The sequence below is a fragment of the Rhodococcus sp. BL-253-APC-6A1W genome (genome assembly GCF_012843405.1).
GTDB lineage: Bacteria > Actinomycetota > Actinomycetes > Mycobacteriales > Mycobacteriaceae > Rhodococcus.
The window spans coordinates 257,970-284,122 of sequence record NZ_JABAFB010000007.1 but is presented as its reverse complement, the minus strand read 5'-3'; the positions used below and the strand labels follow the sequence as shown (position 1 = coordinate 284,122).

Annotated in this window: 26 protein-coding genes; 8 read left to right on the top strand and 18 right to left on the bottom strand. The window is 68.2% G+C overall.

What is annotated here, in order from left to right; translation table 11 throughout:
* Nucleotides 1-65 precede the first annotated feature (65 nt).
* The 3 genes from HF877_RS13420 to HF877_RS13410 all read left to right on the top strand — a co-directional run bounded on the left by HF877_RS13420 (nucleotide 66) and on the right by HF877_RS13410 (nucleotide 3,330).
* Nucleotides 66-1,001 carry a hypothetical protein gene (locus tag HF877_RS13420; protein WP_169621649.1) on the top strand — a complete coding sequence of 312 codons (936 nt, stop codon included), beginning with the start codon at nucleotides 66-68 and terminating at the stop codon, nucleotides 999-1,001.
* A 300-nt stretch (nucleotides 1,002-1,301) separates the two neighbouring features.
* On the top strand, nucleotides 1,302-2,171 hold the full coding sequence (locus HF877_RS13415; RefSeq protein ID WP_296551712.1) for a lytic murein transglycosylase: 870 nt from the start codon (nucleotides 1,302-1,304) through the stop codon (nucleotides 2,169-2,171).
* Between the two features lie 25 nt (nucleotides 2,172-2,196).
* On the top strand, nucleotides 2,197-3,330 hold the full coding sequence (locus HF877_RS13410; protein WP_206037053.1) for an Mrp/NBP35 family ATP-binding protein: 1,134 nt from the start codon (nucleotides 2,197-2,199) through the stop codon (nucleotides 3,328-3,330).
* Nucleotides 3,331-3,405: 75 nt separating this feature from the next.
* Here HF877_RS13410 and tatB read toward each other — a convergent pair whose 3' ends face one another.
* The 4 genes from tatB to sigE form a co-directional block, all read right to left on the bottom strand.
* Nucleotides 3,406-3,801 carry a Sec-independent protein translocase protein TatB gene (tatB, locus tag HF877_RS13405; protein WP_169621646.1) on the bottom strand — a complete coding sequence of 132 codons (396 nt, stop codon included), beginning with the start codon at nucleotides 3,799-3,801 and terminating at the stop codon, nucleotides 3,406-3,408.
* 81 nt (nucleotides 3,802-3,882) lie between these two features.
* On the bottom strand, nucleotides 3,883-5,382 hold the full coding sequence (locus HF877_RS13400; protein ID WP_206037100.1) for a trypsin-like peptidase domain-containing protein: 1,500 nt from the start codon (nucleotides 5,380-5,382) through the stop codon (nucleotides 3,883-3,885).
* A gap of 169 nt (nucleotides 5,383-5,551) precedes the next feature.
* On the bottom strand, nucleotides 5,552-5,926 hold the full coding sequence (locus HF877_RS13395) for a zf-HC2 domain-containing protein (RefSeq protein ID WP_169621644.1): 375 nt from the start codon (nucleotides 5,924-5,926) through the stop codon (nucleotides 5,552-5,554).
* Between the two features lie 16 nt (nucleotides 5,927-5,942).
* A complete protein-coding gene (sigE, locus tag HF877_RS13390; protein ID WP_240952358.1) occupies nucleotides 5,943-6,578 on the bottom strand; it encodes an RNA polymerase sigma factor SigE in 636 nt (211 codons plus the stop codon).
* Nucleotides 6,579-6,862: 284 nt separating this feature from the next.
* Here sigE and HF877_RS13385 point away from each other — a divergent pair, with 284 nt between their 5' ends.
* Nucleotides 6,863-7,498, top strand: coding sequence for an O-methyltransferase (locus tag HF877_RS13385; protein WP_169621643.1), 636 nt, complete (start codon nucleotides 6,863-6,865; stop codon nucleotides 7,496-7,498).
* Nucleotides 7,499-7,600: 102 nt separating this feature from the next.
* On the opposite strand, the gene glgC is transcribed toward HF877_RS13385, so the two are convergent.
* The gene (gene glgC / locus HF877_RS13380; protein WP_169621642.1) at nucleotides 7,601-8,815 is read right to left on the bottom strand and encodes a glucose-1-phosphate adenylyltransferase; all 1,215 of its coding nucleotides are present in this window, start codon (nucleotides 8,813-8,815) and stop codon (nucleotides 7,601-7,603) included.
* Between the two features lie 134 nt (nucleotides 8,816-8,949).
* On the opposite strand from glgC, the gene HF877_RS13375 reads away from it, so the two are divergent.
* Together HF877_RS13375 and glgA are read left to right on the top strand one after the other, a co-directional pair.
* Entirely contained in the window at nucleotides 8,950-9,288 is a 339-nt protein-coding gene (locus tag HF877_RS13375; RefSeq protein WP_169621641.1) for a metal-sensitive transcriptional regulator, read from the top strand.
* Between the two features lie 65 nt (nucleotides 9,289-9,353).
* Nucleotides 9,354-10,526 carry a glycogen synthase gene (glgA, locus tag HF877_RS13370; RefSeq protein ID WP_169621640.1) on the top strand — a complete coding sequence of 391 codons (1,173 nt, stop codon included), beginning with the start codon at nucleotides 9,354-9,356 and terminating at the stop codon, nucleotides 10,524-10,526.
* On the opposite strand, the gene HF877_RS13365 is transcribed toward glgA, so the two are convergent.
* The 10 genes from HF877_RS13365 to dapE form a co-directional block, all read right to left on the bottom strand.
* Entirely contained in the window at nucleotides 10,513-11,400 is an 888-nt protein-coding gene (locus HF877_RS13365) for a putative RNA methyltransferase (protein WP_169621639.1), read from the bottom strand. The genes glgA and HF877_RS13365 overlap by 14 nt on opposite strands.
* Before the next feature lie 88 nt (nucleotides 11,401-11,488).
* Nucleotides 11,489-11,656 carry a DUF3117 domain-containing protein gene (locus tag HF877_RS13360; protein ID WP_006554284.1) on the bottom strand — a complete coding sequence of 56 codons (168 nt, stop codon included), beginning with the start codon at nucleotides 11,654-11,656 and terminating at the stop codon, nucleotides 11,489-11,491.
* 97 nt (nucleotides 11,657-11,753) lie between these two features.
* A complete protein-coding gene (locus tag HF877_RS13355) occupies nucleotides 11,754-12,383 on the bottom strand; it encodes a DNA-3-methyladenine glycosylase I (RefSeq protein ID WP_169621638.1) in 630 nt (209 codons plus the stop codon).
* Nucleotides 12,380-12,829: a DivIVA domain-containing protein gene (locus HF877_RS13350; RefSeq protein ID WP_169621637.1), complete on the bottom strand. Its 450-nt coding sequence runs from the start codon at nucleotides 12,827-12,829 to the stop codon at nucleotides 12,380-12,382. The genes HF877_RS13355 and HF877_RS13350 overlap by 4 nt, the downstream gene beginning before the upstream one ends.
* 59 nt (nucleotides 12,830-12,888) lie before the next feature.
* A complete protein-coding gene (locus HF877_RS13345) occupies nucleotides 12,889-13,806 on the bottom strand; it encodes a glucosyl-3-phosphoglycerate synthase (protein ID WP_169621636.1) in 918 nt (305 codons plus the stop codon).
* A complete protein-coding gene (folP, locus tag HF877_RS13340) occupies nucleotides 13,803-14,744 on the bottom strand; it encodes a dihydropteroate synthase (RefSeq protein WP_169621635.1) in 942 nt (313 codons plus the stop codon). The genes HF877_RS13345 and folP overlap by 4 nt, the downstream gene beginning before the upstream one ends.
* Nucleotides 14,745-14,796: 52 nt before the next feature.
* Entirely contained in the window at nucleotides 14,797-16,581 is a 1,785-nt protein-coding gene (locus HF877_RS13335; protein WP_346765152.1) for a long-chain-acyl-CoA synthetase, read from the bottom strand.
* A 98-nt stretch (nucleotides 16,582-16,679) separates the two neighbouring features.
* Nucleotides 16,680-17,246, bottom strand: coding sequence for a TIGR00730 family Rossman fold protein (locus HF877_RS13330; protein ID WP_169621634.1), 567 nt, complete (start codon nucleotides 17,244-17,246; stop codon nucleotides 16,680-16,682).
* Entirely contained in the window at nucleotides 17,240-18,049 is an 810-nt protein-coding gene (locus tag HF877_RS13325) for a TIGR00730 family Rossman fold protein (RefSeq protein ID WP_169621633.1), read from the bottom strand. The genes HF877_RS13330 and HF877_RS13325 overlap by 7 nt, the downstream gene beginning before the upstream one ends.
* A 10-nt stretch (nucleotides 18,050-18,059) precedes the next feature.
* The gene (dapE, locus tag HF877_RS13320) at nucleotides 18,060-19,136 is read right to left on the bottom strand and encodes a succinyl-diaminopimelate desuccinylase (protein ID WP_169621632.1); all 1,077 of its coding nucleotides are present in this window, start codon (nucleotides 19,134-19,136) and stop codon (nucleotides 18,060-18,062) included.
* Nucleotides 19,137-19,235: 99 nt separating this feature from the next.
* Between dapE and dapD the strand changes: the two genes are divergently transcribed.
* Both dapD and HF877_RS13310 read left to right on the top strand, forming a co-directional pair.
* Nucleotides 19,236-20,189, top strand: coding sequence for a 2,3,4,5-tetrahydropyridine-2,6-dicarboxylate N-succinyltransferase (dapD, locus tag HF877_RS13315; protein WP_169621631.1), 954 nt, complete (start codon nucleotides 19,236-19,238; stop codon nucleotides 20,187-20,189).
* Between the two features lie 80 nt (nucleotides 20,190-20,269).
* Nucleotides 20,270-21,601: an amino acid permease gene (locus tag HF877_RS13310; RefSeq protein WP_240952402.1), complete on the top strand. Its 1,332-nt coding sequence runs from the start codon at nucleotides 20,270-20,272 to the stop codon at nucleotides 21,599-21,601.
* Here HF877_RS13310 and HF877_RS13305 read toward each other — a convergent pair.
* The 3 genes from HF877_RS13305 to HF877_RS13295 all read right to left on the bottom strand — a co-directional run bounded on the left by HF877_RS13305 (nucleotide 21,570) and on the right by HF877_RS13295 (nucleotide 26,147).
* The gene (locus tag HF877_RS13305) at nucleotides 21,570-23,192 is read right to left on the bottom strand and encodes a substrate-binding domain-containing protein (protein WP_346765151.1); all 1,623 of its coding nucleotides are present in this window, start codon (nucleotides 23,190-23,192) and stop codon (nucleotides 21,570-21,572) included. The two genes, HF877_RS13310 and HF877_RS13305, sit on opposite strands and share 32 nt — an antisense overlap.
* 98 nt (nucleotides 23,193-23,290) lie before the next feature.
* Nucleotides 23,291-24,496 carry a helix-turn-helix domain-containing protein gene (locus HF877_RS13300; RefSeq protein WP_346765149.1) on the bottom strand — a complete coding sequence of 402 codons (1,206 nt, stop codon included), beginning with the start codon at nucleotides 24,494-24,496 and terminating at the stop codon, nucleotides 23,291-23,293.
* Between the two features lie 208 nt (nucleotides 24,497-24,704).
* Complete coding sequence (locus HF877_RS13295; protein ID WP_169621629.1) at nucleotides 24,705-26,147, bottom strand: acyl-CoA synthetase; 1,443 nt, start codon at nucleotides 26,145-26,147, stop codon at nucleotides 24,705-24,707.
* Nucleotides 26,148-26,153: the final 6 nt, after the last annotated feature.

Here is a 26,153-nt window from a genome sequence, read left to right as displayed (position 1 = left end):
CGGTTATGTAACGTTCGTCACAACACCAACCGATGTGGCAGACGGATACAGAAGGGGGCGGTCGGGTGCGTTGGACGGCGACATTGGCGATTCCGGTGATCGTGGCGGCCGGACTGGCTGCGACGGCGTCGTCGGCAGCACCGAGCGTCGCCGAGAACGTACCGGAGCCTGCTGCGGCCGCGCTGACGGCTCCTGCTACCGCCGTCGGCCTCGCACCTGCCGAACCCGCGTCGCCGATCACGTTCCGCACCCCGGGCGAACCGTCCGATCCGGTGCTCCAGCGCCCACCAGCGGCACCCGCCGGGGCCGTCCCCTCCGTATTCGGTGAGGGTCCGGCCGCAATTCCCGAACTCGTCTACTACGCGTACCGGGCCGCGGAAATGCAGATGGCCGTGGACAGTCCGGAATGCGGAATGCCGTGGCACCTGCTCGCCGCGCTCGGGCGCCTCGCGTCCCAGCACGCCGACGGTGGACGCACGGACATCCTCGGCACGCTGACCACGCCCGTCGTCGCACCCACCGGAGCCCTCGGCCCGATGCTTCTCCCCGCCGCTGCCTGGGAGCAGCATCGCGCGGACGGGAACGCAGACGGAAACGCCGACGCCCAGAACGTGTTCGACGCCACGCTGGCCGCGAGCGCCTGGATGTGCGCGGACGGCGCCCGGCTTCGCGAGCCGGACGGGGAGGCGCGCGCGGTCGCACTGTTCAACGGGTCGCCCGAGTTTCTCGCGAACGTGCGCGAGTGGTCGGCTACGTATGCCAAGGGCGCCGAAGTCGCCGAGTCCGCCTTGGCGCCGGCTCCGGCGCGGCCCCTTCCGGCCGCCTCCGACATCGCCGCTCCGGCACCCGTTCCGGCCCCGCAGAGCGCTCCCGGCGACCCGGCCGCAGCAGACGAGACCGGCGAGCCCGGAGGCGACGCTCCGGCGCCGGCCCTTCCGCCCTTGCCGCAGTTGCCCGAACTTCCGCCGGTTCCCTGCCTCGTACCCGCCTTCTGCGAATGACCCCGTAACGGGGCACTGCCCGTACCGAGACACTGCCCGTAGCAAGACACTGCCCGGGGGACCTTCTGCCGGGGGCGTGCAGGTACCCAGCGCGGCCCGAGGCGACACGCCGCCCATATTATGACGCGGGTCACACTTGGATAACCGCGGAGCCGCCTCAACGGCACAAACCCCTCTGGCATACCCCTAAACCAGGCGTTACATCACGTTTAAATAACGGAACGGCTACGAACCGTGTACTGTCAGCCCCGTAAATAACGGAGGCATCTCGGGTTCGAGATTCGCCCGAGGGAGGTACGAGTGGGCCGGCACGCCAGACCGACGGATTCCAAGATCCGCCGCAATTCAGTGATCGCGATGACAGGTTTGGTACCGGTAGGCCTCGTTGCCGCCGCCGCGACAACTGCGGGTGCATCACCGCGTGCGCTGCTCGGAGTCCACCAGGACGCCCAGGCGACCACGATGGGGAACGCAGTCCCCGAGACGCTCCCCCAGGTCCCCGAAGCCGTATCCGTGGCGCAGTCCATCATGCTCGAGCCCGCCCCGGCACCGGCGCTGGCACCGAAGTCCGCATCCCAGCCGGCGCCCGCACCCGAGACGAAGGTGCTTACCGAGGGGCCTCTCGGCATCCCCGGCATCAACTTCGACGCATACCGCAATGCCGAGCGCATCCTGTCCGAGGAGAACCCGGGCTGCGGGATGTACTGGACACTGCTCGCCGGTATCGGCAAGGTCGAATCCGGTCATGCCAACGGCGGCAAGGCAGACGAGAAGGGCAATCTCTTCGAACCGGTGATCGGCCTGCCCCTCGACGGCAGCCTCCCGGGCCAGGCCACCATCGCGGACACCGACGGCGGCGTTCTGGACGGCGACGCCGTGTACGACCGCGCCGTGGGGCCCATGCAGTTCATCCCCACGACCTGGAATCAGTACGCGGGCGACGGCGACGGCGACGGCGTTGCCGACCCGCAGAACCTCTACGACTCGACGCTCACGACCGCGCGGTACCTGTGCGACGGTGGCCTCGACATGCACAACCTCGGCCATGCGACGAAGGCAATCCACCGGTACAACAATTCGATGGCCTACGTCGCCAACGTGCTGGCGTGGTCGGCGGCCTACTCCACCGGTGTGACGCCGAGTCCGGCCGACCTGCCGCGCATCCACTGACAGGCACCCACCTACCATGGGCGTCATGGCAGTCAGTGAGTCCGACGTCCGCAGTGCACTCGCCCGGGTACAGGATCCCGAGATCCGGAAACCCATCACCGATCTCGGCATGGTCAAGAGCATCGAGATCCGCGACGACAGCAGCGTCGATATCGAGGTGTACCTGACCACCTCGGGATGCCCGATGCGCACCGAGATCACCGATCGCGTCACCAAGGCGGTCGCCGACGTGGCGGGAGTCGGCCCGGTCCGCGTCACTCTCGACGTGATGAACGACGAGCAGCGCACCGAACTACGCAAGTCCCTCCGCGGTGACTCCGCCGAGCCCGTCATCCCGTTCGCCCAGCCCGGATCGCTGACCCGCGTGTATGCGGTCGCGTCCGGTAAGGGAGGCGTCGGCAAGTCGTCGGTCACCGTGAACCTCGCGGCGGCGCTGGCCGCACGCGGCCTGTCGGTCGGTGTCCTCGACGCCGACATCTACGGCCACTCGATCCCCCGCATGCTGGGCACCTCTGCGAAGCCGACACAGGTCGAGCGGATGATCATGCCGCCGGTCGCGCACGACGTGAAGATGATCTCGATCGCGCAGTTCACCGAGGGCAACACCCCGGTCGTGTGGCGCGGCCCGATGCTGCACCGGGCGCTCCAGCAGTTCCTCGCGGACGTGTTCTGGGGCGACCTCGACGTGCTCCTTCTCGACCTGCCCCCGGGCACCGGTGACGTGGCGATCTCGGTGGCCCAGCTGATCCCGGGTGCCGAGATCCTGGTCGTGACGACCCCGCAGCAGGCCGCGGCCGAGGTGGCCGAGCGTGCAGGCTCGATCGCCTTGCAGACGCGCCAGCGCATCGCGGGCGTCGTGGAGAACATGTCGTGGCTCGAACTGCCGGACGGGACGCGCATGGACGTGTTCGGCACCGGTGGCGGCCAGGCCGTCGCGGAGCGCCTCACCCGCGCCGTCGGGGCCACAGTGCCCCTGCTGGGCCAGATCCCGCTCGACCCCGCCGTCCGTGAGTCCGGTGACGCCGGAACGCCGATCGTGCTGTCGGCTCCGGAGTCGGCGCCTGCGATCGCGATGTCGGAGATCGCCGACAAGCTCGCGGTGCGCAAGCGTGGACTGGCCGGCATGTCGCTGGGAATCGACACCACCCGGCACCTGTAAACGCACACGGTCGCCGCAACGATGTTGCGGCGACCGTGGAAAGTCCGGGCCGGGGAACTCAGGCGGAGTGACGACTCACGTCGCGTCCGGATCGATCGGGGGCCTCTCGTCGCGTGCGAGGGGCTTCGTCAGGTTGGGCGTCGAGGGCGACGATCCGTTTGCCGGCGCACCCGGTGTCTTGCCCATGTCGTTGAACAGAGAACCGTCACCGTCGAGCAGGTGTTTGGTGATGACGGCCTTGGGGGTCATGCCGCGGAGTTGGTTGAGTTCGGCGAGCGGCTGACGGAAATCGTCGAACTCCGGACCCAGCTCTTCCTTCAGCTGATCCCGTGCGCCCGAGGCGTAATCGCGCACCTGTCGCAGTGACTTGGTCACCCAGGAGACAGCACCTGGCAGCCTCTCGGGACCGAGCACCACGAGGGCCGCCACGAGGAGGACTACGAATTCACCCCAACCGATGTTGCCGAACACGGGTCAAGACTACGTGTTTCCCGCCGGAATTCAGCGCGAGCGGGCTCAACTCACACCGGAAGCACCTCCGGAACCGGTACGTCAGTCCGATTCCGGGGTGACCTCGATGTCCACGAGGCGTCCGCTCCGGACGATCTGGACGGTCACGGGCTGGTCGATCTCCTGAGCGTGCACCGCGACCACGAGCTCGTCGGCGGTGGTGACCTCGCGGTCGCCGACCCGCACGATCACGTCGCCCTCGACGATTCCCGCACGCTGTGCCGGGCTGTTGCTCTGGACGTTCGCGACCTCTGCCCCGCTGGCGACCTCGTTGACCACCGAGCGGGCATTGACACCGATCTCCGGATGGCGCATCTCACCGTTGCGGATGAGTTCCCCCGCCACTTCGGTCACGTCGTCGATGGGGATCGCGAAGCCGAGACCGACGGACCCGCCGGTTTCGGACTTGATCGCGGAGTTGATGCCGATGACGCGACCTTCGATGTCGACGAGCGGCCCACCGGAGTTACCCGGATTGATGGAGGCATCGGTCTGGACCGCGTCGATCACGGCGTCGGTGTCGGTGCCCTGGCCGCTCAGCCGCATGGGCCGATGCAGCGCGCTGACGATGCCGCGGGTGACGGTCTTGCTCAGGCCGAGCGGGGAACCCACGGCGACGACGTCCTCACCGACCTGCACGTCCTCGGATCGCCCGAGTTCGGCCACGACCAGGTTGTCGACGTCCTTGACCGCAAGTACCGCCAGATCCGTCTTGATGTCCCGTCCCACGACCGTCGCGGGGACCTTGGTGCCGTCGTCGAAAGTGACCTGAACCTTCGCGTCGGGATTGGTCGCCGCCATGGAGATGACGTGGTTGTTGGTGACGATGTATCCGGCCCCGTCGATGACGACGCCGGAGCCTGTTCCTGCCTCTTCACCCATGGTGACCTGAATGGACACGACCGACGGCAGAACGGCGTCGGCAACCTGTGCGACGGTCCCGGCGGGCACTTCCCCGTCCGACGCGACCTGCGACAGCGACACGCCTCGGCTGGTGAGTGAGCCGTTGTCGGACGTCACCACCGCCACGGCCAGCCCGCCGACGACCGCGATCGCGAGTGCGAGCGCTGCGAGGGAGACCAGGGCGCGGGGCTCGACGCGACGGTCGAACAGGACCTCACGCAGAGTCAGCTTGGGGGCCGGCGGCAGATCCTCTTCGTCCTCCGCTTCGAGCGGCGCACCGAGCCGGACGGCGGAGTCGGGGTCGCGCCACGGGTCGGACGGGACCGGGTCGTCCCCGACGCCGTCGTCGGGTGTGGAGGGCGGCCGCTGCAGCGTCTCGTCCGCCGACTCCGGCTTTCCGTATGCCTCGGCGAGGATGGCGTCGGTCGGCGGGGCGTGCCGGATTTCGGGTTCGGACGCCCGCGCGCCGGGTGTCGTCCCGAAGGGGCCCTCGGTACCGGCCGGTCGCCCGAAGACGCGCTCGGCGGCGGGGTCCACCCTGGGTCGGTACACCGGTCGCGGGTCGAGGCGCGGCGCGTCGGCGGGGCGCTCGATGGCGCCGTTCGCCTGTTCCTGCCTGCCGGACGAGGCGTCCGGCAGGTCGGTGTCGTCGCTCGCGCGTCGGCCGTTGTGCTCCACAGAATCCGCGGTCACGCGTACCCGTCTCCCCCGTGTAGGTCCGTCACAGAGCCCAGTATCACCGATGGCCTCGGGTGCCCTGTGATCGACCGGTCTCCGACCGGCCGGGCTGTGGTGACCTTCCTGCCGATCACCGCCTGCGACGGATCGCCCATCGCCGCGCTGCGAACCACGCCTCGGACTGCGCTGCGTCGACCTCGGGGGCCTTCGCGCCGTTCCGGGTCCGATCCGCTCCGGGGACGTCGAAGAGGTGGCTGGGGATGCTGCAGAGTGCGCCCCGGAGGGAACTCGACATCTCGGGTGCGTCCTCGGCGGCGGCACGCAGGGCGCGACGGGCCTGCTGCTGCGCCTCGACCTCGGCCGCGCACTCGGGGCATTCCGCCAGATGCTGTGCAGCCCGAAGGTACGGCGCCATCCGGAGCTCGCCGTCGACGTACGCGGCAACCGCCTCGCTAGCCAAGTGCTCCGTGGAACCGAACCTGCGAGGTGGCTGCACCATCGTCATCAAAACCTCCCGGCGGCTACCCCGCATCGACGCGAACGACTTCGGCCTTCCCATTCTCGCGCAGGTACTCGCGGAGTGCCTGGCGACCTCGGTGGATGCGACTGCGCACCGTCCCGAGTTTCACCCCCAGTGTGGCACCGATTTCTTCGTAGGACAGACCTTCGATGTCACACAGCACCACCGCGGCGCGGTACTCCGGACCGAGCGAATCCAGGGCGGATTGCAGGTCGGCGCCGAGTCGCGCGTCGTGGTAGATCTCCTCGGGGTTCGGCCCTTGGGCCGGGACCCGATCGTAGTCCTCCGGCAGCGCTTCCATCCGGATGCGGTTCCGGCGACGCACCATGTCGAGGAAAAGGTTGGTCGTGATGCGGTGGAGCCAGCCCTCGAACGTGCCGGGCTGGTAGTCCTGCAGTGAACGGAAGACACGGATGAACGTGTCCTGGGTGAGGTCTTCGGCGTCCTGTGCGTTACCCGAGAGCCGGTAAGCCAGCCGATAGACGCGGTCGCCGTGCTCGCGGACGAGTTCGTCCCACGAGGGCATGGACGCACGATCTCCCGTCGCGTCGAACACCGCGGTTCCGCTCAGGTCTTCCAGGGAGGCTTCGTCGAACGGGACGGCATCGGGCGGGAGAACGGTGCGGGATTCGGGCATGTGGATCGCTGGATCCTCCTCTTCGGGACCGCTACGCGGAACAGTGGTGGAAGGTTCAACATCCGGGCCCTGAGGTTTGTTCCTCACCACTAGGGTCCCATGAGGCCTACTCCACCGAAGCTCCGTGTCCTGCCGGCCTTCGACTTCGTGACCCGAGTCTTTCCTATGGGGATGTGCTGGTCGTGTGAGTTACCTGAAACGAAGCTGAGAAAACATCGCCACATCCTTGCCCACATCTGCGAGCCTGCCCGCACAAACATCCCGGCGCGGATAGCCTCGGTCTCGTGCAGACCAATGCAGACCGCATTTTGACCCACGCGGAGAACATCGTCGTCGAGGACGAACAGCTCGCCGTCGCGCGGGAACGCGCCGAGGACCTCGGCGCGGATCCGGTGTCCCCGTCGGTGGGGGCTGCTCTCGCGATGTTCGCCCGCATGCTGGACGCGAAGACCGTGGTGGAAATCGGTACAGGTGCGGGAGTGAGCGGGCTGTGGTTGCTGCACGGCCTGCGCGAGGACGGCGTCCTCACCACGATCGACAGTGAACCCGAACATCAGCGGGCTGCCAAGCTCGCATTCCGCGATGCCGGTGTCGTCGCTTCCCGCACGCGGCTCATCAACGGCCGTGCGCTCGACGTACTGCCGCGACTGGCCGACTCCGGCTACGACCTGGTGTTCGTCGACGCCACCCCGTCGGACCACCCGCACTACGTTCGCGAGGGCGTGCGTCTGCTGCGGCCGGGCGGCGTCATCGTGCTGCACAACGCGCTGCTCGGCGGCCGGGTCGCCGATCCGTCCGCACGCGATTCGACCGTGCTGGCCGTCCGAGAGGCAACACGGGCCGTCTCGGACGACGAACGGCTCGCTCCGGTGGTCCTGCCGCTCGGAGACGGGCTCCTGTGCGCGGTGCGGCTCAGCTGAGCCCGACGGGCCGCACGACTCCCGGCCCGTCGGGTCGCACCGGCCCGCGGAGTCGCACCGGCCCGCGGAGTCGCACCGGCCCGCGGAGTCGCACAGCTCCGGTCAGATCCACACGCCCTTGCCGACGGCGACCACGCCGCCGCCGCTGACAGCGAATCGTTTACGGTCGCGCTCGAGGTCGACGCCGATGATCTCGCCGTCGCCCACCACCACGTTCTTGTCGAGGATCGCGCGTCGCACCACCGCGCCCTTGCCGATCCGGACACCCGGCATCAGCACGCTGCCCTCGACGGTGGCGCCGTCCTCGACCATGACGTTGGAGCTGAGCACCGAATTGCGGACGGTGGCGGCGGACAGGATGCTCCCCGCACCCACGATGGATTCCTGGGCGAGACCGCCCTGGACGAACTTCGCGGGCGGCAGGTTCTCCGCGGCGCCTCGGATTGGCCAGCGCCGGTTGTAGAGGTTGAAGATCGGGTGGACCGACACCAGGTCCATGTGCGCGTCGTAGAAGGCATCGAGCGTCCCGACATCGCGCCAGTAGGCCCGGTCGCGTTCGGTCGCGCCGGGAACGACGTTGTCGTTGAAGTCGTAGACGTGTGCGACGCCGTCGGCGACGAGTGCCGGAATGATGTCGCCGCCCATGTCGTGATCGGAATCGGGGTTCTCGGAGTCGGCACGCAGCGCTTCGACCAGAACCTTCGTCGAGAACACGTAGTTGCCCATGGAGGCGAAGGTGACATTGGGGTCGTCGGGCGTCCCCGGTGGGTGCGCAGGCTTCTCGAGGAACTGGGTGATTCGGCCCTGCTCGTCGCTGTCGATGCATCCGAACGCGAAGGCTTCGTTGCGCGGCACCCGGATACCCGCCACCGTGACACCGGCTCCGGACTCGATGTGCTGACGCACCATCTGTTCGGGGTCCATCCGGTACACGTGGTCGGCGCCGAACACCACGATGTACTCGGGGTCCTCGTCGTAGACCAGATTGAGCGACTGCAGGATCGCGTCGGCGCTACCGGTGTACCAGCGCGGTCCGAGTCGCTGCTGGGCCGGCACCGGGGTGATGTACTCCCCGGTGAAGCCCGACAGACGCCACGTCTGAGAGATGTGGCGGTCGAGGGAATGCGACTTGTACTGCGTGAGTACGCAGATGCGCAGGTAACCGGCGTTCACCAAGTTGCTGAGCACGAAGTCGATCAGGCGATATGCGCCCCCGAAGGGCACTGCCGGCTTCGCACGGTCTGCGGTCAGAGGGTAAAGACGCTTACCCTCGCCGCCGGCAAGCACGATTCCAAGCACATGTGGCTGGCTCCTCACACGCCCAACCTATCGGTCGCCCAACACTGCCGCCAGCGAAGCGTGATCTCCGTCCCGCCCGGCGAGAGGTTCCGGACACGAGCGCACAACGTCCAGCCAGGGTATATACCCCTCTGGGGTATAGAATGGGTGTTATGAACGACTCACTTAGCCCGGTGACCGAGACCACCGAGGACGGCGGCTCCTGCCACACCCACGGCTACATCGGCGACAAGAAGAAATATCTCGCGCGCGTCAAGCGGATCGAAGGGCAGGCCCGGGGCATCCACCGCATGGTGGACGAGGAGCAGTACTGCATCGACATCCTCACTCAGATCGCTGCGTTGACCAGCGCCCTGGAAGGCCTCGCACTCAACCTGATCGACGATCACCTGCGGCATTGCGTCGTGGACGCCGCGAAACTCGGAGGCGAGGAAGGCGAGGCGAAACTGGCGGAAGCATCGGCCGCGATTGCACGCCTCGTGAAGTCCTGAACCGCATTCGCGCCTGCGGCGGGGATCGATTGGCTGTAACTCGAACGGCCCGATAGTTTGAGGCGATGCAGGTGGCGATGATGACGCGGGAATATCCGCCGGAAGTGTACGGCGGTGCGGGTGTTCACGTCACCGAGCTCGTCGCGCAGCTCCGGAGACTGTGCACTGTGGACGTGCATTGCATGGGTGCACCCCGCGACACCGCGACCGTGCACGCGCCCGACCCCGCGTTGGCAGGGGCGAATCCCGCTCTGACGACGCTGTCGGCAGAGCTGCGCATGGTTCACGCGGCCGCGGGCGTCGATGTCGTTCACTCTCACACCTGGTACACCGGTCTCGCCGGGCATCTGGCAGCCGAACTCTACGACGTGCCGCACGTACTGACCGCGCACTCGCTCGAACCGCGCCGGCCGTGGAAGGCCGAGCAACTCGGCGGCGGTTACCGGATCTCCTCGTGGTCGGAACGCAACGCCGTGCAGTACGCCGACGCGATCATCGCGGTGAGCGAAGGCATGAGGCTCGACGTCCTCGACGCCTATCCGTTCGTCGACCCCGCTCGCGTGCACGTCGTGCGCAACGGGATCGACACGACGACGTGGCATCCCGGCCCGGCCGAACCGGGCACCGAGTCGGCGCTGGAGCGCATCGGGGTCGATCCCGATCGTCCGATCGTCGCCTTCGTCGGGCGTATCACGCGGCAGAAGGGCGTCGGGCACCTGATCGCCGCGGCGCATCACCTCGACCCCGACATCCAGTTGGTGCTGTGTGCGGGCGCCCCCGACACTCCCGAGATCGCCGCCGAGACCGCACGTGCCGTCGCCGAACTCCAGGCGGCACGCGGGAACGTCTTCTGGGTACAGGAAATGCTTCCCGTCGAGTCGGTGCGGGAAATCCTCTCCGCCGCGCGCGTGTTCGTGTGTCCGTCCGTCTACGAACCGCTCGGCATCGTCAACCTCGAGGCGATGGCATGTGAGACCGCCGTGGTGGCGTCGGACGTGGGCGGTATCCCGGAGGTCGTGCAGGACGGCGTCACGGGCGTCCTGGTGCACTACGACTCGTACGAGCCGCAGGCGTACGAGCGGGCTCTCGCCGCAGCCCTCAACGAGGTTGCCGGCGACGCGGTCCGTGCCGCCGAGTACGGCCGGGCAGGTCGCGACCGCGCCATCTCCGAGTTCTCGTGGGCGCAGATCGCCCGGCAGACCCTCACGGTCTACCAGGGTGTGATCAACCGCCCCTGACAGCGGTGTCGCCGTGCCCGCCGGGCACCGTCACGTCTCCCCGCCGGGTCCATGTCGACACCGTGACGGACACGGTGACCTCGAACGGGTCCGGGAGCGCTGCCAGCAGGTCCGTGCGCTCCGGGGCGGACAGGTGATGGGCCGACGGGCCCATTCCCGCCAGGTCCGCGAGTGCTCGACGCGGCAACGCCGCGGAGAACTGCACGGGAATCCGCGCCGTGCGCTCGAACAACCCCGACAGCGCCGCCGACAACCGTTCGGTCTTGTGCTCGTCGACGCTGACCATCCCCGGCAGCGACACGAGTTCGCGCAGGTGTTCCGTGGTGGGCGTCGCCACGACGAGAACGCCGCCGGGCGCGAGTACCCGATGACTCTCGGCAGCGTTCCGGGGCGCGAAAATCGACAGCACGTGGGTGAGCGACCCCGACCGCACGGGTAGCTGCCGCCACACGTCCGCGAGCACCGAACCCGCGCGCGGGTGAGCGCGCGCGATACGCCGGACGGCGGGTTTGGATACGTCCAGTCCGATGCCCCGCGCGGCGGGCAGGGCGTCGAGGACGGTTGCGAGGTACTGGCCCGTTCCGGCGCCGACCTCGAGAATGCGGGAGTCGTCGCCGGCGGCACTCGTGCACGCGGACGCCACGGCAGTGCGGACGGGGTCGTAATACCCCGTGTCGAGAAAGTCGCCGCGCGCCGCGATCATGTCGGCGGTGTCGCCGGTGAACGGCGTGGCGGATCCGGTGAGCAGAGAGACGTAACCCTGGCGCGCCACGTCGAAGCTGTGGCCGCGTTCGCACAGCACCGCGGCATCGTCGAGATCCATCGAACCGTCGCAGTGCGGGCACGCGAGAAGGTCTATGACGGCATCGAGCACGCGGACTCCTCACCCGTTCCCGGTACGGACAGCTCCGGGCCCCGCGCGCCGAGGAGCGCGGGGCCCGGGTTGCCCGAAGAGGGGCCGATCAGCTGGTGACACTCTTGAGTTCGTCGCCGAGGGCCGCAGCCTCTTCCGGCGTGAGCTCGACGACCAGACGTCCGCCGCCCTCGAGTGGAACCCTCATGACGATTCCTCGTCCCTCTTTGGTTGCTTCGAGGGGACCGTCCCCGGTCCGGGGCTTCATGGCCGCCATCCTCTGCTCCCTCCAAATCTGCACCCGACCGCCGGGCGCGTGGGTTACCGTGTGGTTGCACCACCGACCTCGATGATGCGCGCTATCCCATTCTTCCCTATTGCGGTGTGCGTCGGGTAGCTGACTCCGCCGTAAGGGCCGGTCGTGCCCCTTCTCGGGCCTGCGACACCCAGCACCCGGCGAGGTGATCATCGACCATTCCGGTGGCCTGCATCAACGCATATGCAGTGGTGGGGCCCACAAAACGTAGTCCGAGTCGCTTCAGTTCACGGGCCATTGCGGTGGACTCCTCCGTGACCGCCGGAATCGATTCGACACTTTTCGGACGTCGCGCGCGCCGCGCGGGTGCGGGCGCGAACGACCACAGCAGAGTGTCGAGATCGGTGGGCAGTTCGAGGATCGCTCGTGCGTTCGCGATCGTCGCTTCGATCTTGCGGCGATTGCGGATGATGTCCGCGTTCGCGAGCAACCGGTCGACATCCGTTTCGGTGAAGCGGGCGACGACATCGACGTCGAAGCCGGCAAAAGCTTCACGGAACGCCGCTCGCTTCCGCAGGATCGTCAGCCACGACAGGCCCGACTGGAATGCCTCGAGGGCGAGTCGCTCGAACAGCGCGTCGCGGCCGTGGAGTTCGCGCCCCCACTCCTCGTCGTGATAGTCGCGGTAGATCGTGCTCCCCGGGCGGTCGACAGCCCACGGGCACCGCACGAGTCCGTCGTCGTTCACGGCTTCTCCGGGTGGTCGACGACGCGGACTTCCTCCGTGACCGCTTCGTCGCCGGACGCGTCCCCGGCGCCGTCGTCCTCGGTGTCGGCGGTGTCCTCGATGTCGGCGGCGTTCTCGGGCGCCGCGTGCAGCTCGGGCGCGGAGTCTTCCCCGGGCAGCGGCTCTCCGGCGGTCCGTGCGAGTTCGGCACGCAGATCGTCGATTTCGCGGGCGAGCCGGTCGAGGGCCCAGTCGACCTCGCTCATCTTGTAGCCCCGCCACGTCTGCTGGAAACGCAGGTCGCGCACGTCCGTGCCGGTGACGTCGGCTGCCGGGAGCACCGTCGTCGTCGTGCCGGGCGGGATCGGCGCGAGAACCTCGCTTCGGCCGAACACAGCGGAAGCGATGAAGAACAGCACGGCGCCGACAACCACCATGACGACCACGTACACCAGAACCGTCACCATGTACCGATCTTGGCACGGCCCGCCGACGGCTTCGAGGTCGGCGGGCCGTGCGAAGAAGATCAGCCGGTGATGGTCTTCATCGGCGGACGGTCCTCGAGGTTCACATCGGTGTCGAACGACACGAACGACTCACCCTCGACGAGGAACTGGGTCAGCGGTGCCCCCGAGTCGGGGATTCCGCACCGGCCGAGCATCGTGCCGACGATCTGCCGGCTCATTGCGCCCAGCTCGGACAGCGGCCGGTTGCGGTGCTTACGCACACCGAGGTTGACCTGCGCGATCGCGTTCAGTCCGAGGCGGTCGTAGGTGTCGAGCAGCAGCCCGATCTCCACGCCGTACCCGGGCGCGAACGGCACCGCCTCGAGCAGTTCCCGAGTGCCGGCGTATTCACCCCCGAGTGGCTGGAGCACGCAGGTCAGCTCGGGTCGCAGCGCCGCGAGGAGCGGCCGGGCGACGAGTTCGGTGACGCGTCCTCCCCCGTTCGAGTCCTCTCCCCCGGCGACCCGGAGGGGACGGCGGTAGTAGCCCTTCACCAGATGGATGCCGTCGCCGAGCAGGAGCGGTCCGAGCAGTTTCGGTACGAACGCCGGATCGGGGTTGATCAGGTCGGAGTCGACGAACGCGATGAGGTCGCCGGATGTGCCGGCGAGCGATCGCCACAGCACTTCTCCCTTGCCCGGTGCCGGGGCGAGTCCGGGTACTGCTTCCTCGCGGGAGACGACGCGCGCTCCCGCGGCACGCGCGCGGGCCGCGGTCTCGTCGGTCGATCCGGAATCGAGCACCACGAGCTCGTCGACGAGTCCGCCGAGCAACGGGTGGATGGTGTCGATCACCCCCGCGACGGTTTCCTGCTCGTCGAGCGCGGGCAGCACCACGGTCACGGTACGTCCCGCCTTGGCCCGTTCGAGTTCGGCGACGGTCCATGTCGGCTGGTCCCAGCTGTTCGCCTCTGTCCAGATGCGAGTCGGTGCGCTCATGCCAGCCCCCTCACTGTGCGGGCCGGCGGACGTGTGCCCGCGATGGCCGCCACCATATCGACCACCCGGCGGGTGGCCGCGACCTCGTGTACCCGGAACATTCTCGCTCCTGCTGCTGCGGCCAATGCTGTCGCTGCCAAGGTGCCCTCCAACCGGTCTTCGAGTTCGACACCCAGAGTCTCGCCTACGAAGTCCTTATTGCTCAGCGCCATAAGCACAGGCCACCCGCTGTTTACAAGAACTTCCACGCCCCGCAACAGAGCGAGCCCGTGATAGGTGTTTTTCCCGAAATCGTGGGTGGGATCGATGAGGATCGAATCGGTCGCGACACCCGCTCGCGCCGCGCTCTCGGCCGCCGCGACGACCTCGCCGGTCACCTGCGCGACGATGTCTTCGTACCGGACCCGGTGCGGCCGGGTACGCGGGATCGCGCCCCCGGTGTGCGAGCACACGATGCCGGCGCCGAGTTCGGCCGCGACCTCGACGAGCTGCGGGTCGGCCCCGGCCCATGTGTCGTTGATGAGGTCGGCGCCCTCGGCGACCGCGTGACGCGCCACCTCGCTGCGCCACGTATCGACGCTGATGAGCACGTCCGGGTACCGCTCGCGGATCGCAGCCACGAACGGGACGACGCGGCGGATTTCCTCCGCCGTGTCGACCACGTCACCGGGGCCGGCCTTGACCCCGCCGATGTCGACCAGGTCGGCACCCTCGGAGACGGCGCGGTCGACGGCCGCGAGCGCCGCGTCGTCGCTGAAGGTGGCGCCGCGGTCGTAGAACGAGTCCGGTGTGCGGTTGACGATCGCCATGACGAGTGCGCGATCGGTCGCGACAGGACGCCCGCACAGCGTCGGCGGTAGAGGTCCCGGAGGGGTCGGGACGTCGCCGCCGGGTGTGACGGGCGGATGCTCGGGAACATCGACAGCGGAGCCGCTCATGCCTTCATCCTGACACGAGCGCCGATTCAGGCCCTCCCGGTGTCCGGCCCGTTCAGGGCTTCGGCAGATCCCCTCGTGCCACCCCGTCGACGTACCCCTCGAAGATCGGCGCGAAGCCTTCGCTGCGGCTCGCGAGGACGTACAGCTCGTCCGACCCGATGTCGGTGTACCCCTGCTCGCGCAGATCCACCTTGCGGCTCTTGAACGTCGACGTGTACTCGAGTTCCTCGACGACCCGGACGAACAGGGGGACCGCGTATCCCGGCAGGGAACGATGCAGGGACTCCGCGAGTGCGGCACCGTCCAGTTCCGCGCCTTCCTTCAGTGTCACTGCTGCCATGCCCGCGCGTCCGTCCGTGCCCGGCACCTCGACGCCGTAGACGACGACACCCGAAACCGAGTCGTGCGACGAGATCGCACCCTCGACCTGCGTGGTCGCGACGTTCTCACCCTTCCAGCGGAACGTGTCACCGAGCCGGTCGACGAACGCGACGTGCATGTAGCCCTGGCTCCGGACGAGGTCGCCGGTGTCGAACCACACGTCACCGTCGTCGAACCCGTCACGGACGAGCTTGGATTCGGTGGCGTCGGGGTCGGTGTACCCGTCGAACGGTGCACGGTCGGTGATCTTCGCGAGCAGTAACCCGACCTCGCCGCGCCCCACGCGAACCAGTCGTCCGTTCGCGTCTCGCCGGGCCGAACCGGTCTCCGGGTCGTACTCGACGACCGCGTACGGCAAGGGGCATACGCCCGCGGTGCGCGGCTGGTTGAGCGCGTTGATGAAGGCGATGTTGCATTCGCTCGCGCCGTAGAACTCCGCGACCCGGTCGATGCCGAAGCGCTCGGTGAATTCGTCCCAGATCTCGGCGCGGAGGCCGTTGCCCACCATCAGCCGGATGCCGTGGTCGCGATCGGTGGGCCGCTCGGGCTGCCCGAGCAGGTAACGGCAGAACTCACCGATGTAGATGAACGCCGTCGCCCCGTTGCGCTCGGCGTCCTCCCAGAACTTCGACGCCGAGAACTTCTTGCCCAGCGCGAAGGTCGCACCCGCACCGAGCACCGACGACAGCGCGACCGTCAGCGCGTTGTTGTGATAGAGCGGCAGGCAGCAGTAGAGAGTGTCGTTGCGGCGCAACCGGACACCGAGACTGCCCAGTCCCGACATGGACTTGAGCCAGCGGAAATGGGACATCCGGCTCGCCTTGGGCAAGCCGGTGGTTCCGGAGGTTAAGATGTAATACGCGATCTCGGACGCCGAGAGCGTCTCCGTCACTGCCGGGTTCGCCGAGTCGGCGTCCGCGGCGAGTGCGTCGAGTTCGGCGAGACGCATCACCGACCCGGCCTGCGGTTCGGAGTCGAGCGTCTCGAGGGCCTCTGCGCATTCTTCGTCGACGACGAGAACGCGGGAGTCGAGCAGCGACAGGCTGTGCTCGAGCACCTCGCCGCGCTGGTTGTTGTTGAGCATGCCTGCCGCGGCACCGAGTTTGACGGTGGCAAGCGCGAGCAGCAGCGCCTCGGGCTTGTTCTCCATGAGAATGCCCACGACGTCTCCGGTGCGCACACCCTGCGCCGTCAGGACGTTGGCGTAGCGGTTCACCTGCGCGTTGGCTTCGCCGTAGCTCAGGGTGTCGCCCTCGAACCGCAGGAACGGGCTGTCGGGCCGGCGGGCGGCCTGCTTCTGGAACACCGATCCGATGGTCTCCCGCGCACTCGGCTTCCGGGTCATCCCAACGGCGCCGCGCAACAGACTCGGCAGGTCGGGGAGCATCCCGGGCAGCGCGGCCACAAGACCGGGAAGGGAGATGGTCGATGTGCTCTCGGCGGGGGCGGTTTTCACTGGCGGATCCTCACTACGACGTCGGGTCTGTCGGGACTACGGCGGCAATGCCTCCCGAACTTACCGGAGAGTAGGGAACGAATGGTCGATTCGGTCCCTCAGTGCTCCCCGCTCGACTCCGCACACCGGTCCAGAGCGTCCTCCAGATCGGACGTGACATGAAGCCCGTCGAGCGCGCGTCGCGCCACGAAGCCCGTGTCGACCATCGACTCGAGCCAGGTGAGCAGTCCGTCGAAATGCCCGAGCGGGTCGAGCATCACGACCGGTTTGTCGTGCATACCGAGGTACCCGGCGGTCCATGTCTCGAAGAGTTCCTCGAGCGTGCCGATGCCGCCGGGCAGCGTCACGAACGCGTCGGCGCGATCCTCCATGATGCGTTTGCGTTCCCGCATCGTCTCCGTGACGATCAGTTCGTCGGCGTCGACGTCCGCCACTTCCCGGTGCACCAGCGCCTTGGGGATCACGCCGACCGTGTGAGCACCCGCTTCACGGGCCGCCTCGGCGACAGCGCCCATCATCGACACGTTGCCGCCGCCGGATACCAGCTGCCACCCGCGCCGGCCGATCTCCGTTCCCAGTGCCGAGGCGAGCTCGAGGTACTTGCGGTCGACCGGTCCCGACGCGCAGTACACGCACACCGATACCCGCCGCGGTTCGCTCACCACGACGTCTCCTCTCCGAACAGCAGGGTCTCCTCGTTGCCGCGATGTGCCTCGCGGATGATCCGGACCGCCTCGTCGACGCTGTCGGTCACCGACAGCAGATCGAGATCCGACTCGAAGATCTTCCCCTCCCGCACCATCGTCGCCCGCAGCCAGTCGACCAGCCCCGACCAGTACTCGGTGCCGAACAGCACGATCGGGAAACGGGTGATCTTGCCGGTCTGGACGAGTGTGAGCGCCTCGAACAACTCGTCCATGGTGCCGAAGCCGCCCGGCAGGCACACGAAAGCCTGTGCGTACTTGACGAACATCGTCTTCCGCGCGAAGAAGTACCGGAAGTTCAGGCCGAGGTCGACCCAGTCGTTGAGACGCTGCTCGAAGGGAAGCTCGATGCCGAGCCCGATCGAAAAACCCCCGGCTTCGCACGCGCCGCGGTTCGCGGCCTCCATGACCCCGGGGCCACCGCCGGTGACCACGGCGTACCCCGCCTCGACGAGCGCTTCACCGAGCCGCCGGCCGGCCTCGTAGTCGGGATGGTCGACGGGAGTGCGGGCCGAACCGAACACCGCCACCGCGCGCGGCACCTCGGCCAGTGCTCCGAAACCTTCGATGAACTCGCTCTGGATGCGCAGCACCCGCCACGGGTCGGTATGCACCCAATCGGACGGGCCCCGCCGGTCCAGCAACCGCTGATCGCGGGTCGTGGTGTCGCGGGCACGCTCACCGCGCAACTGAACGGGGCCACGCTGCACGACATCGTCGCGCGAGCCGGACCGATCGGAGGAGGAATTCGTATCTCCGGGCATGACGGCAACGCTATCGCGTCAGGTAATCGCGCAGAACGGTGGTGACATCGGTGATGCGCTGAACCTCGACGTGCTCGTCGCGCTTGTGAGCGAGATTCGGGTCGCCCGGACCGTAATTCACCGCCGGTATCCCCAGCGCCGCGAACCGCGACACATCCGTCCATCCGTACTTCGCCCGGAACTTGCCACCGGCAGCGTCGACCAGGGCCGCCGCAGCCGGGTGGGACAGTCCCGGAAGCGCGCCCGGCGACATGTCGGTCGTTTCCATCGTGATCGGGAGACCGGCGAAGACCTCCTCGACGTGGGCGAGCGCATCGCCGGGACTCCGGTCGGGAGCGAATCGGAAGTTCACATCGAGTTCGGCCGCGTCGGGAACCACGTTGCCCGCGACGCCACCACCGATACGCACAGCCGACAGTCCCTCGCGGTACACGCACCCGTCGATATCGACCGAGCGCGCCTCGTAGCGTGCAAGCCGCTCGAGCACCGGAGCGAGCTTGTGGATCGCGTTCTCCCCCAGCCACGACCTCGCGGAATGCGCGCGGACACCGTCGGCCGTGATCCGCACCCGCAACGTGCCCTGGCACCCGGCTTCGATCTCGCCGCCCGTCGGTTCGCCGAGAATCGCGACGTCCGCGTCCAGCCAGTCGCGCAGGTCACGCTCGATCCGTCCGAGGCCGTTGTAGGTCGCCGCGATCTCCTCGCAGTCGTACATGACCAGGGTCAGGTCGTGCGCCGGGTCGGCGATCGTGGCCGCCAGATGCAAGAACACCGCGTCGCCGGCCTTCATGTCCGAGGTGCCGCAGCCCCACAACACGCCACCGTCGAGCCGGGAGGGCACGTTGTCGGCGATGGGCACGGTGTCGAGGTGCCCGGCCAGCATCACCCGGCTCCCGAGCCCGCGGTGGGTACGGGCGAGCACGCAGTTGCCGCTGCGCACGACCTCGAACCCGTCGGTCTGCTCGCGCAGCGCCTTCTCGACCGCATCGGCGATGAGCGTCTCGTCCTGCGACACGCTCGGAATATCGACGAGGGCGGCGGTCAGTTCGATCGGATCGGCATGCAGGTCCAGGTGCGGTACGGCCATACGTGAACGATACGGAGCACGGTGTCTCCCGCGCGGGCCGCGTCGGGTTTTCCCAGGGCCTGATCGGCCCGATCCTGGGCTCAAGTACGATTCTCGACCGTGAGTGCACACGGAGCAGCAGCAGTAGGCATCGCGAACATTGCGGCCGACGGGACCGTTCTCGACACCTGGTATCCGGCGCCCACGCTGGGCGAATACGCCGAAACGGGAACGGTGCGGCTCGAGGGCACCGACATCCCGTCCGACTTGGCGCTCGTTGCCGGCGCCGACGAGGCGCGGGACGTGAACCAGGTCGTGGTGCGCACCACGATCGCAGATCTGTCCGCGCCGCCGGTCGACACGCACGACGTGTACCTGCGTCTGCACCTGCTCTCCCACCGCCTGGTCAAGCCGCACGGACAGAGCCTGGACGGCATCTTCGGGTTGCTCGCCAACGTCGTGTGGACCAACTACGGCCCGTGCGCGGTCGAGAACTTCGAGACCGTCCGATCGCGTCTGCGCATCCGCGGACCCGTCACCGTCTTCGGTGTCGACAAGTTCCCGCGCATGGTCGACTACGTCGTGCCGACGGGAGTCCGCATCGCCGACGCCGACCGCGTGCGACTGGGCGCCCATCTCGCCTCCGGCACCACCGTGATGCACGAGGGCTTCGTGAACTTCAACGCCGGCACTCTCGGAAACTCGATGGTCGAGGGCCGGATCTCCGCGGGAGTCGTCGTCGACGACGGTTCCGATGTCGGTGGCGGCGCGTCGATCATGGGCACGCTGTCCGGTGGCGGCAAGGAAGTCATCTCCGTCGGCAAGCGTTGCCTGCTCGGCGCGAATGCCGGTGTGGGCATCTCGCTCGGCGACGACTGCATCGTCGAGGCCGGCCTGTACGTCACCGCCGGCACCAAGGTGACGGGCCCGGACGGCACGGTCGTCAAGGCCAAGGACCTGAGCGGAGCGTCGAACCTGCTGCTCCGCCGCAACTCTGTGAGCGGTGCCGTCGAGGTCGTGCCCAACAAGGGCACAGGCGTCGAACTGAACGCCGCACTGCACGCCAACGACTGAGGAAGATAGTGAGCCAAGTTCCACAAACGGACGATCCCGAGGACCTCGGGAGCGGACTGAAAGTCCGGCATCTGACGATGATGGGACTCGGCTCAGCGATCGGTGCCGGACTGTTCCTCGGGTCCGGCGTCGGTATCCAGGCGGCCGGCCCGGCCGTGCTCGTCTCCTACGTTCTCGCCGGCATCATGGTCATCTTCGTGATGCGGATGCTCGGCGAGATGGGCGCTGCTCTGCCCGTCAGCGGATCGTTCTCCCACTACGCCCGCATCGGTATCGGCCGCTGGGCCGGCTTCTCGATGGGCTGGCTCTACTGGTTCATGCTGATCATGGTGCTCGGCGTGGAGATCACCGGTGCGTCGGCGATCGTGCAATCCTGGTTGCCGGGGGTGCCGCAATGGACGGTCGCGCTGGTGTTCGTGAGCTTCTTCGCGGTCATCAACCTCGCCCAGGTCGCGAATTTCGGTGAATTCGAATTCTGGTTCGCCGCGCTCAAGGTCGCTGTCATCATCGGCTTCCTGATCATCGGCGTCCTGCTGGTGTTCGGGCTGCTCCCGGGGACCGAACCGGTGGGGACCGAGCATCTGCTGGGCGACGGCGACGGATTCGCACCCAACGGCATGGCCGGAATCGCGGCCGGCCTGCTCGCGGTCGCCTTCGCGTTCGGTGGCATCGAGATCGTGACCATCGCCGCGGCCGAGTCCAAGGATCCCGAGCGGTCCATCGCGGTGGCCGTGCGCACGGTGGTCTGGCGGATCACGCTGTTCTACCTCGGCGCGATCTCCATCATGGTGCTGGTCCTGCCCTGGACCACGGCGAGCGGCGAAACGTCTCCGTTCATCGCGGTGCTGGACGTCGCGGGCCTGCCCTACGCATCCGGGCTCATGGAACTCGTCGTGGTGGTCGCACTGCTCTCGGCGTTCAACGCCAACGTGTACGGCACCTCGCGGATGGCGTACTCGCTGGCCCGTGGCGGCGACGGACCGGCATTCCTCGGCAAGCTCACCCACCGTGGTGTTCCGCGCAACGCTGTTCTGCTCTCGGTGTTCTTCGGCTTCGTGAGCGTGCTGCTCAACTGGTTGCTGCCCGACACCCTGCTGGAGATCCTGCTCAACGCTGTCGGGTCGGCGCTGCTGGCCATCTGGATCTTCATCGTGGTCGCGCACCTGCGTTTGCGGCGACGGTTCGAGGAAGAGGGAACGCTGCGGCTGCGCATGTGGGCCTTCCCCTACCTGAGCTGGTTCACCCTGGCGATGCTGATCGGCTTCATCGCCCTGATGCTGTCCGACAGCAACGCTCGCGTTCAGCTCGCGTCGACGTTCGTCCTGTTCCTGTTCATCACCGCACTCGGTTTCCTGTGGCATCGCAGGCAGGACGCACGGGTCAGCGACGACTTCGGTCTGCCAAGGCACTGACGAGGATCTGGGCCAGTTCGCTGGGGTCGCCCGCCAGGTAGCTCGAGCCCCCGGTTGCCGTCGCGATCTCGGCGAGAACGTCTCCGTCGGCGGTGTCGGTCACTCCGACGGTCAGCACCGGTACGGGCCGGGCGGGGTCGCGGAGTCGGCCCAGAGCGGCGAGAAGTTCGTCCTTCCCGATCCCGCCCGGATCATCGTTCCCTCCGTCCGTCACCACGATCACGCTGTTGACGGCTCTCGGGTCGTATCCGGCCTGAGCCGTACGGAAGGCCTCGAGCACGGTGTCGTAGAGCGCCGTACCGGTGCCGGTGGAGTCGGGAACCCACTTGTCGAGCGAGGTCACGATCTCGCGCTGGGTCTCGCTTCCGATCATCGTGTCGAAGCGGCGAACGGGCGCGATCTCCACGTAGTCGCGTCCCGGGACGCCGATGTCGCTGGCGAACATCCACAGTCCGGCAGACACGCTGTCAGGGAACACGTCGTCGGCGGCCCGCGCGGCCTGCGCCACGAGTTCGAGCGGGGTGGTGCCGTCCACCGGCCGCCGCATCGACTCCGAGACGTCCACCACGATCAGGGTGCGCACCGGCAGCGCGAGCAGAGTCCAGGTTCGCATCGCCTCGCTCATGATCGCGTCGTCCTGAAGCTCGAGCACCGGGACGGTTCCCAGTCCGCGGATATCGGGCAGTGCGTGTCCTACTCCGTCACGGAAGCCTTCGCGCGACAGGATCGCGCGCGCATCCGCCGCGTGCAGCGCGTCGGCGAGCGCCGCGCCGGTGCGCGCCGCACGTGCGTTGCGGTCCGGGTCGGGTGCGGTCACCACGATCGGATAGTCGACCATCACGGTGCCGTTCTCCGGTATCCACACGTCGAGGTCCCGCTCACGGGTCCGGCGGTGCACCTGCACCTGCTGCTCGGTGGTCACGATGACGTCGTCGCCCTCGATGCGCTCGAGTGCCGCCTGACCGGTCGGCGGTTCCTCTCGGCGTGCACCCTCACGCTGAGCGTGCACGGCGAGCGCCGAGCGCACGGTCCCCACGGCGACCGGGTTGTCGGCGGTTTCGGCGAGGGCAGCCCGGATCACGCCTGCTGCCGTACCCGTGCGCAGGGGGTTGCCGAGGTCGAGGCCGGCGAGACCGAGTGCCGACCGCCAGTTGGGGGCTACCGGCACGGCGTCCGGGGCACCCGCGAGAACCAGCGGCGACGTCGCGAGCGGAAACGAGATCGTTCGCACCGAACCGGCAGCGTTGTCCTGGGCCCGTCGCGCCCACCATCCCCCTTCGGGGATCCACAGGTCGGGCGCGCCGGCCCCGGTTCCCAGCCTGCTCGCGACGTCGCCGGGTTCCTCCGCGGTGATCTCGAAGGCCGCGCATCCGGTGTCGGCACGAGCGAGCGCCTCACCGACCGCGGGAGCCAGCGCAGGCGCCACCGCAAGCGCGTACTCGTCCGTCGTGGAGCATCCGATCCCCCATTGCCCCGACACGAACGACAGCGCCGCGACGGCCAGTGCCGCCACCACGATCCCCACCAGAACCATTCGCGCACGATCGGAATTTCTCCGACGCCGCGACGTCGCGCCGGGTTCGTCCGTCACGTGTTCCCCTCCCGCCACGATCGGCCGTCCACCCCGACCCGTGTGAACTAGGCCACATGGTATCGGGTGAACTTCCGATGCGTAACGAGACGGTGAGGTCAGCTCGCTTCGGGATACAGCCCTTCGAGCCTGCGGGCGATCAGAGCGGCCTGCAACTGCCGCAGGCCCGACGGCCGGGTGGGATCGAAGCCGGTGAGCTGCGCGACCCGCTTGAGGCGATAGTCGACGGTGTTGGCGTGCACGTGCAGCGTGCGCGCCGTGAGCTGCCGGCTGAGATCGTGCGCGATGTGCGTCTCGAGGGTCTCGACGAGTTCTGCGGCGTCGTCGAGCGGTTCGAGCACGCGGGCGAGATGCTTACGCGCCGGGCCGGGCCGGGTGAGCTGATACTCGAGGGCGAGGTCCGCGATGCTGTAGGCCCCCGCCGGCCGGCCCAGGCGGCGCACCAGATCGAGGAGTTCGTGCGACTGTTTCGCGGCCGACGGGATCTCCGGAACCTCCGCGTGGACGAGCGCGACGGTCACCTCCACCCCCGCGACGGTGCCGATCCGCTCCCGGAACTCGTCGATGAGTGCGGTAGCCGACGAACCGGGCAGCAGGACGGTGCCGCCCTCCGGGCCGAGCAACGCCAGATGCTTGCCTTCGCACAGCGTTTCGAGTTCGATCTCGACGCGGCGCAGGGTGCGGCGCGCCACCACCTCCGGCCGGACGTGGGGATTGCGTTCGTCGGGGTGCCGCGCAAGCGAGACTGCAAGAACCGTGTAGCCGTCGGCAAGCTGGAGACCCGAGCGTTGCGCGACCGATGCCGCGTCCTGTCCGCTGAGCAGCGCGGTCACCAATTCCTGGGCCGCGACATCGCGTTCACGCCGAATGGCGTCGAGTTCCGCGACGAACCCGGTGGTCGCGGCTACCGTGACCTTTTCGAGGAGCGCCATCCACAACCGTGACGCGTCGGCGACCGCGGCGACGTCACCCTCGCGTGCCTTCTCGGTGACGAGTTCCCAGCCCAGGCGGATGCCCTCGTGGTAGATGCGCAGCATGTATTCGAGACGGAACCCGGCGCGTGCCCATTGCGCGGCGCTGCTGCGCAGGTCGGCAAGATCCGAGTCCGACGGCAACTCTCCGGCGTCGAGCAGATGGATCGCGATACGAAGACAGCGGACGGTGACCTCGGTGACGTCGCCTCGCAGCGACTCGCCAGGGCGCAGCGAACACGGCGCGACATTGTCCGCGAAGTGCGCCACGAGCTTGCGCGCGACGGCGGGCAGATCTCGCAGCGGTACCGACGCAGGCTTCCCGTCGACCACGAATCTGGGAACCTCGCTTTGACGACCGCCACCCCGGCCGTGCTCCGCTATACGGATCTGATCCGTTACAGACATCCCTCGAACCCCCATCGAAGTAACAAACCTATATACCGTGCAGTAGAGAATCCGCCTCGTACCGCGGCATGCGCAACCCCTGGGGCGTCTTTTCTATGATCCGGAGTCGCACGAAACGCTGTACGACCGGCGGTCACGGGGCGTCGGACGCCAGTTGCTTCTTCTGCACCTTTCCCATCGCGTTACGGGGCAGCGCGTCCACGACACGCACCTCGCGCGGGCGCTTGTGAACCGAAAGTTGTTCTGCAACATAGCTTATCAATGTGTCTTCGTCCACCTCCGGGCCCGAGGGCGCGGGGACGACGAACGCCACGATGCGCTGCCCCAGGTCGGCGTCGGGCAGGCCCACCACGGCCACCTCCCCCACCGACGGATGGCCGAGAAGCACCGTCTCGATTTCTCCGGCGCCCACCCGGAAACCGCCGGATTTGATCAGATCCGTCGACTCGCGGCCCACGATCCGGTGGAAACCGGCGCCGTCGACGACCGCCACGTCGCCTGTGACGAACCACCCGTCCTGGGTCCAGGAGGCGGCCGTCGCGTCGGGCCGGTTCAGGTAGCCGTCGAACAGCATCGGCCCACGCACCTGCAGGACGCCGATGCTCTCGCCGTCGTGCGGCACGTCGGCACCGTGCTCGTCCCGCAGTCGCGTCTGCACGCCCGCGACCGGCGTCCCGACCCAGCCGGGACGGCGCTCACCGTCCACCCGGGTACTCAGGGTGAGCATCGTCTCGCTCATGCCGTACCGCTCGATGGGCGTCAGGCCCGTCAGCTCCCGAAGTTTCTCGAACACCGGAACCGGCAACGGGGCACTTCCGGAGACGAGCAGGCGGGCACCGCTCAGCGCGCGGGCCGACTCCTCGTCCTGCACGATGCGCGACCACACCGTCGGAACACCGAAGTACAGGGTGCCGCGTGCGCGTGCGTACGCCTCCGGGGTGGGAGTACCCGTGTGGATCAGGCGGCTACCGATCCGCAGCGGGCCGAGCAACCCGAGCACGAGACCGTGGACGTGAAACAACGGCAGGCCGTGCACCAGTGTGTCGCGGTCCGTCCAGTCCCATGCCTCGGCGAGCGCATCGATTCCGGCGGCGATCGCGCCGCGGCTGAGCAGGACGCCCTTCGGCGCACCCGTGGTACCCGAGGTGTAGAGCACGAACGCGGTGCGACGCGGCGACGGTTCGGGCACGTGGTGCCAGTCGCGGGCGTGGAGTCGCACGGGGAGCACCGGGAGTTGCGGCACCTCGGGGTGCTGGGTGTCCGGAGCGGCGCCGACCCACGCCTGAGCGCCGGAATCCTTCAGAATGTGCGACAGTTCCGCCGGTCCCGAGTCCGGCGGAACCGGCACGACCGTCACCCCCGCGAGAAGGCACCCGACGATCGCGACCACGGTCGTCGCGGTGGGGTGCGCGAGCACCGCGACCCGCTCGGCCCGCGCGACCCTCGCCGCGAGCGCGGTTCCGGCACCGAGGACGTCGCTCCGGGAGAGGGGGTGGCCGTCGATGCGGACGGCGTCGGGAATGTCGTCGCCGCGAGCGACGGCCAGTGGATTCAGCGAACGGAGGAGTGCAGACACACGCGA

What these genes read in the sequence shown, in the direction of transcription:
- HF877_RS13410 (WP_206037053.1), top strand. Translation starts at nt 2,197, where the DNA reads ATGGCAGTCAGTGAGTCCGACGTCCGCAGTGCACTCGCCCGGGTACAG.
- HF877_RS13395 (WP_169621644.1), bottom strand. Translation starts at nt 5,926, where the DNA reads ATGACGATGGTGCAGCCACCTCGCAGGTTCGGTTCCACGGAGCACTTG.
- sigE (WP_240952358.1), bottom strand. Translation starts at nt 6,578, where the DNA reads ATGCCCGAATCCCGCACCGTTCTCCCGCCCGATGCCGTCCCGTTCGAC.
- HF877_RS13375 (WP_169621641.1), top strand. Translation starts at nt 8,950, where the DNA reads ATGAACGACTCACTTAGCCCGGTGACCGAGACCACCGAGGACGGCGGC.
- glgA (WP_169621640.1), top strand. Translation starts at nt 9,354, where the DNA reads ATGCAGGTGGCGATGATGACGCGGGAATATCCGCCGGAAGTGTACGGC.
- HF877_RS13360 (WP_006554284.1), bottom strand. Translation starts at nt 11,656, where the DNA reads ATGGCGGCCATGAAGCCCCGGACCGGGGACGGTCCCCTCGAAGCAACC.
- HF877_RS13350 (WP_169621637.1), bottom strand. Translation starts at nt 12,829, where the DNA reads ATGGTGACGGTTCTGGTGTACGTGGTCGTCATGGTGGTTGTCGGCGCC.
- HF877_RS13345 (WP_169621636.1), bottom strand. Translation starts at nt 13,806, where the DNA reads ATGAGCGCACCGACTCGCATCTGGACAGAGGCGAACAGCTGGGACCAG.
- folP (WP_169621635.1), bottom strand. Translation starts at nt 14,744, where the DNA reads ATGAGCGGCTCCGCTGTCGATGTTCCCGAGCATCCGCCCGTCACACCC.
- HF877_RS13325 (WP_169621633.1), bottom strand. Translation starts at nt 18,049, where the DNA reads ATGCCCGGAGATACGAATTCCTCCTCCGATCGGTCCGGCTCGCGCGAC.
- dapE (WP_169621632.1), bottom strand. Translation starts at nt 19,136, where the DNA reads ATGGCCGTACCGCACCTGGACCTGCATGCCGATCCGATCGAACTGACC.
- HF877_RS13310 (WP_240952402.1), top strand. Translation starts at nt 20,270, where the DNA reads ATGGGACTCGGCTCAGCGATCGGTGCCGGACTGTTCCTCGGGTCCGGC.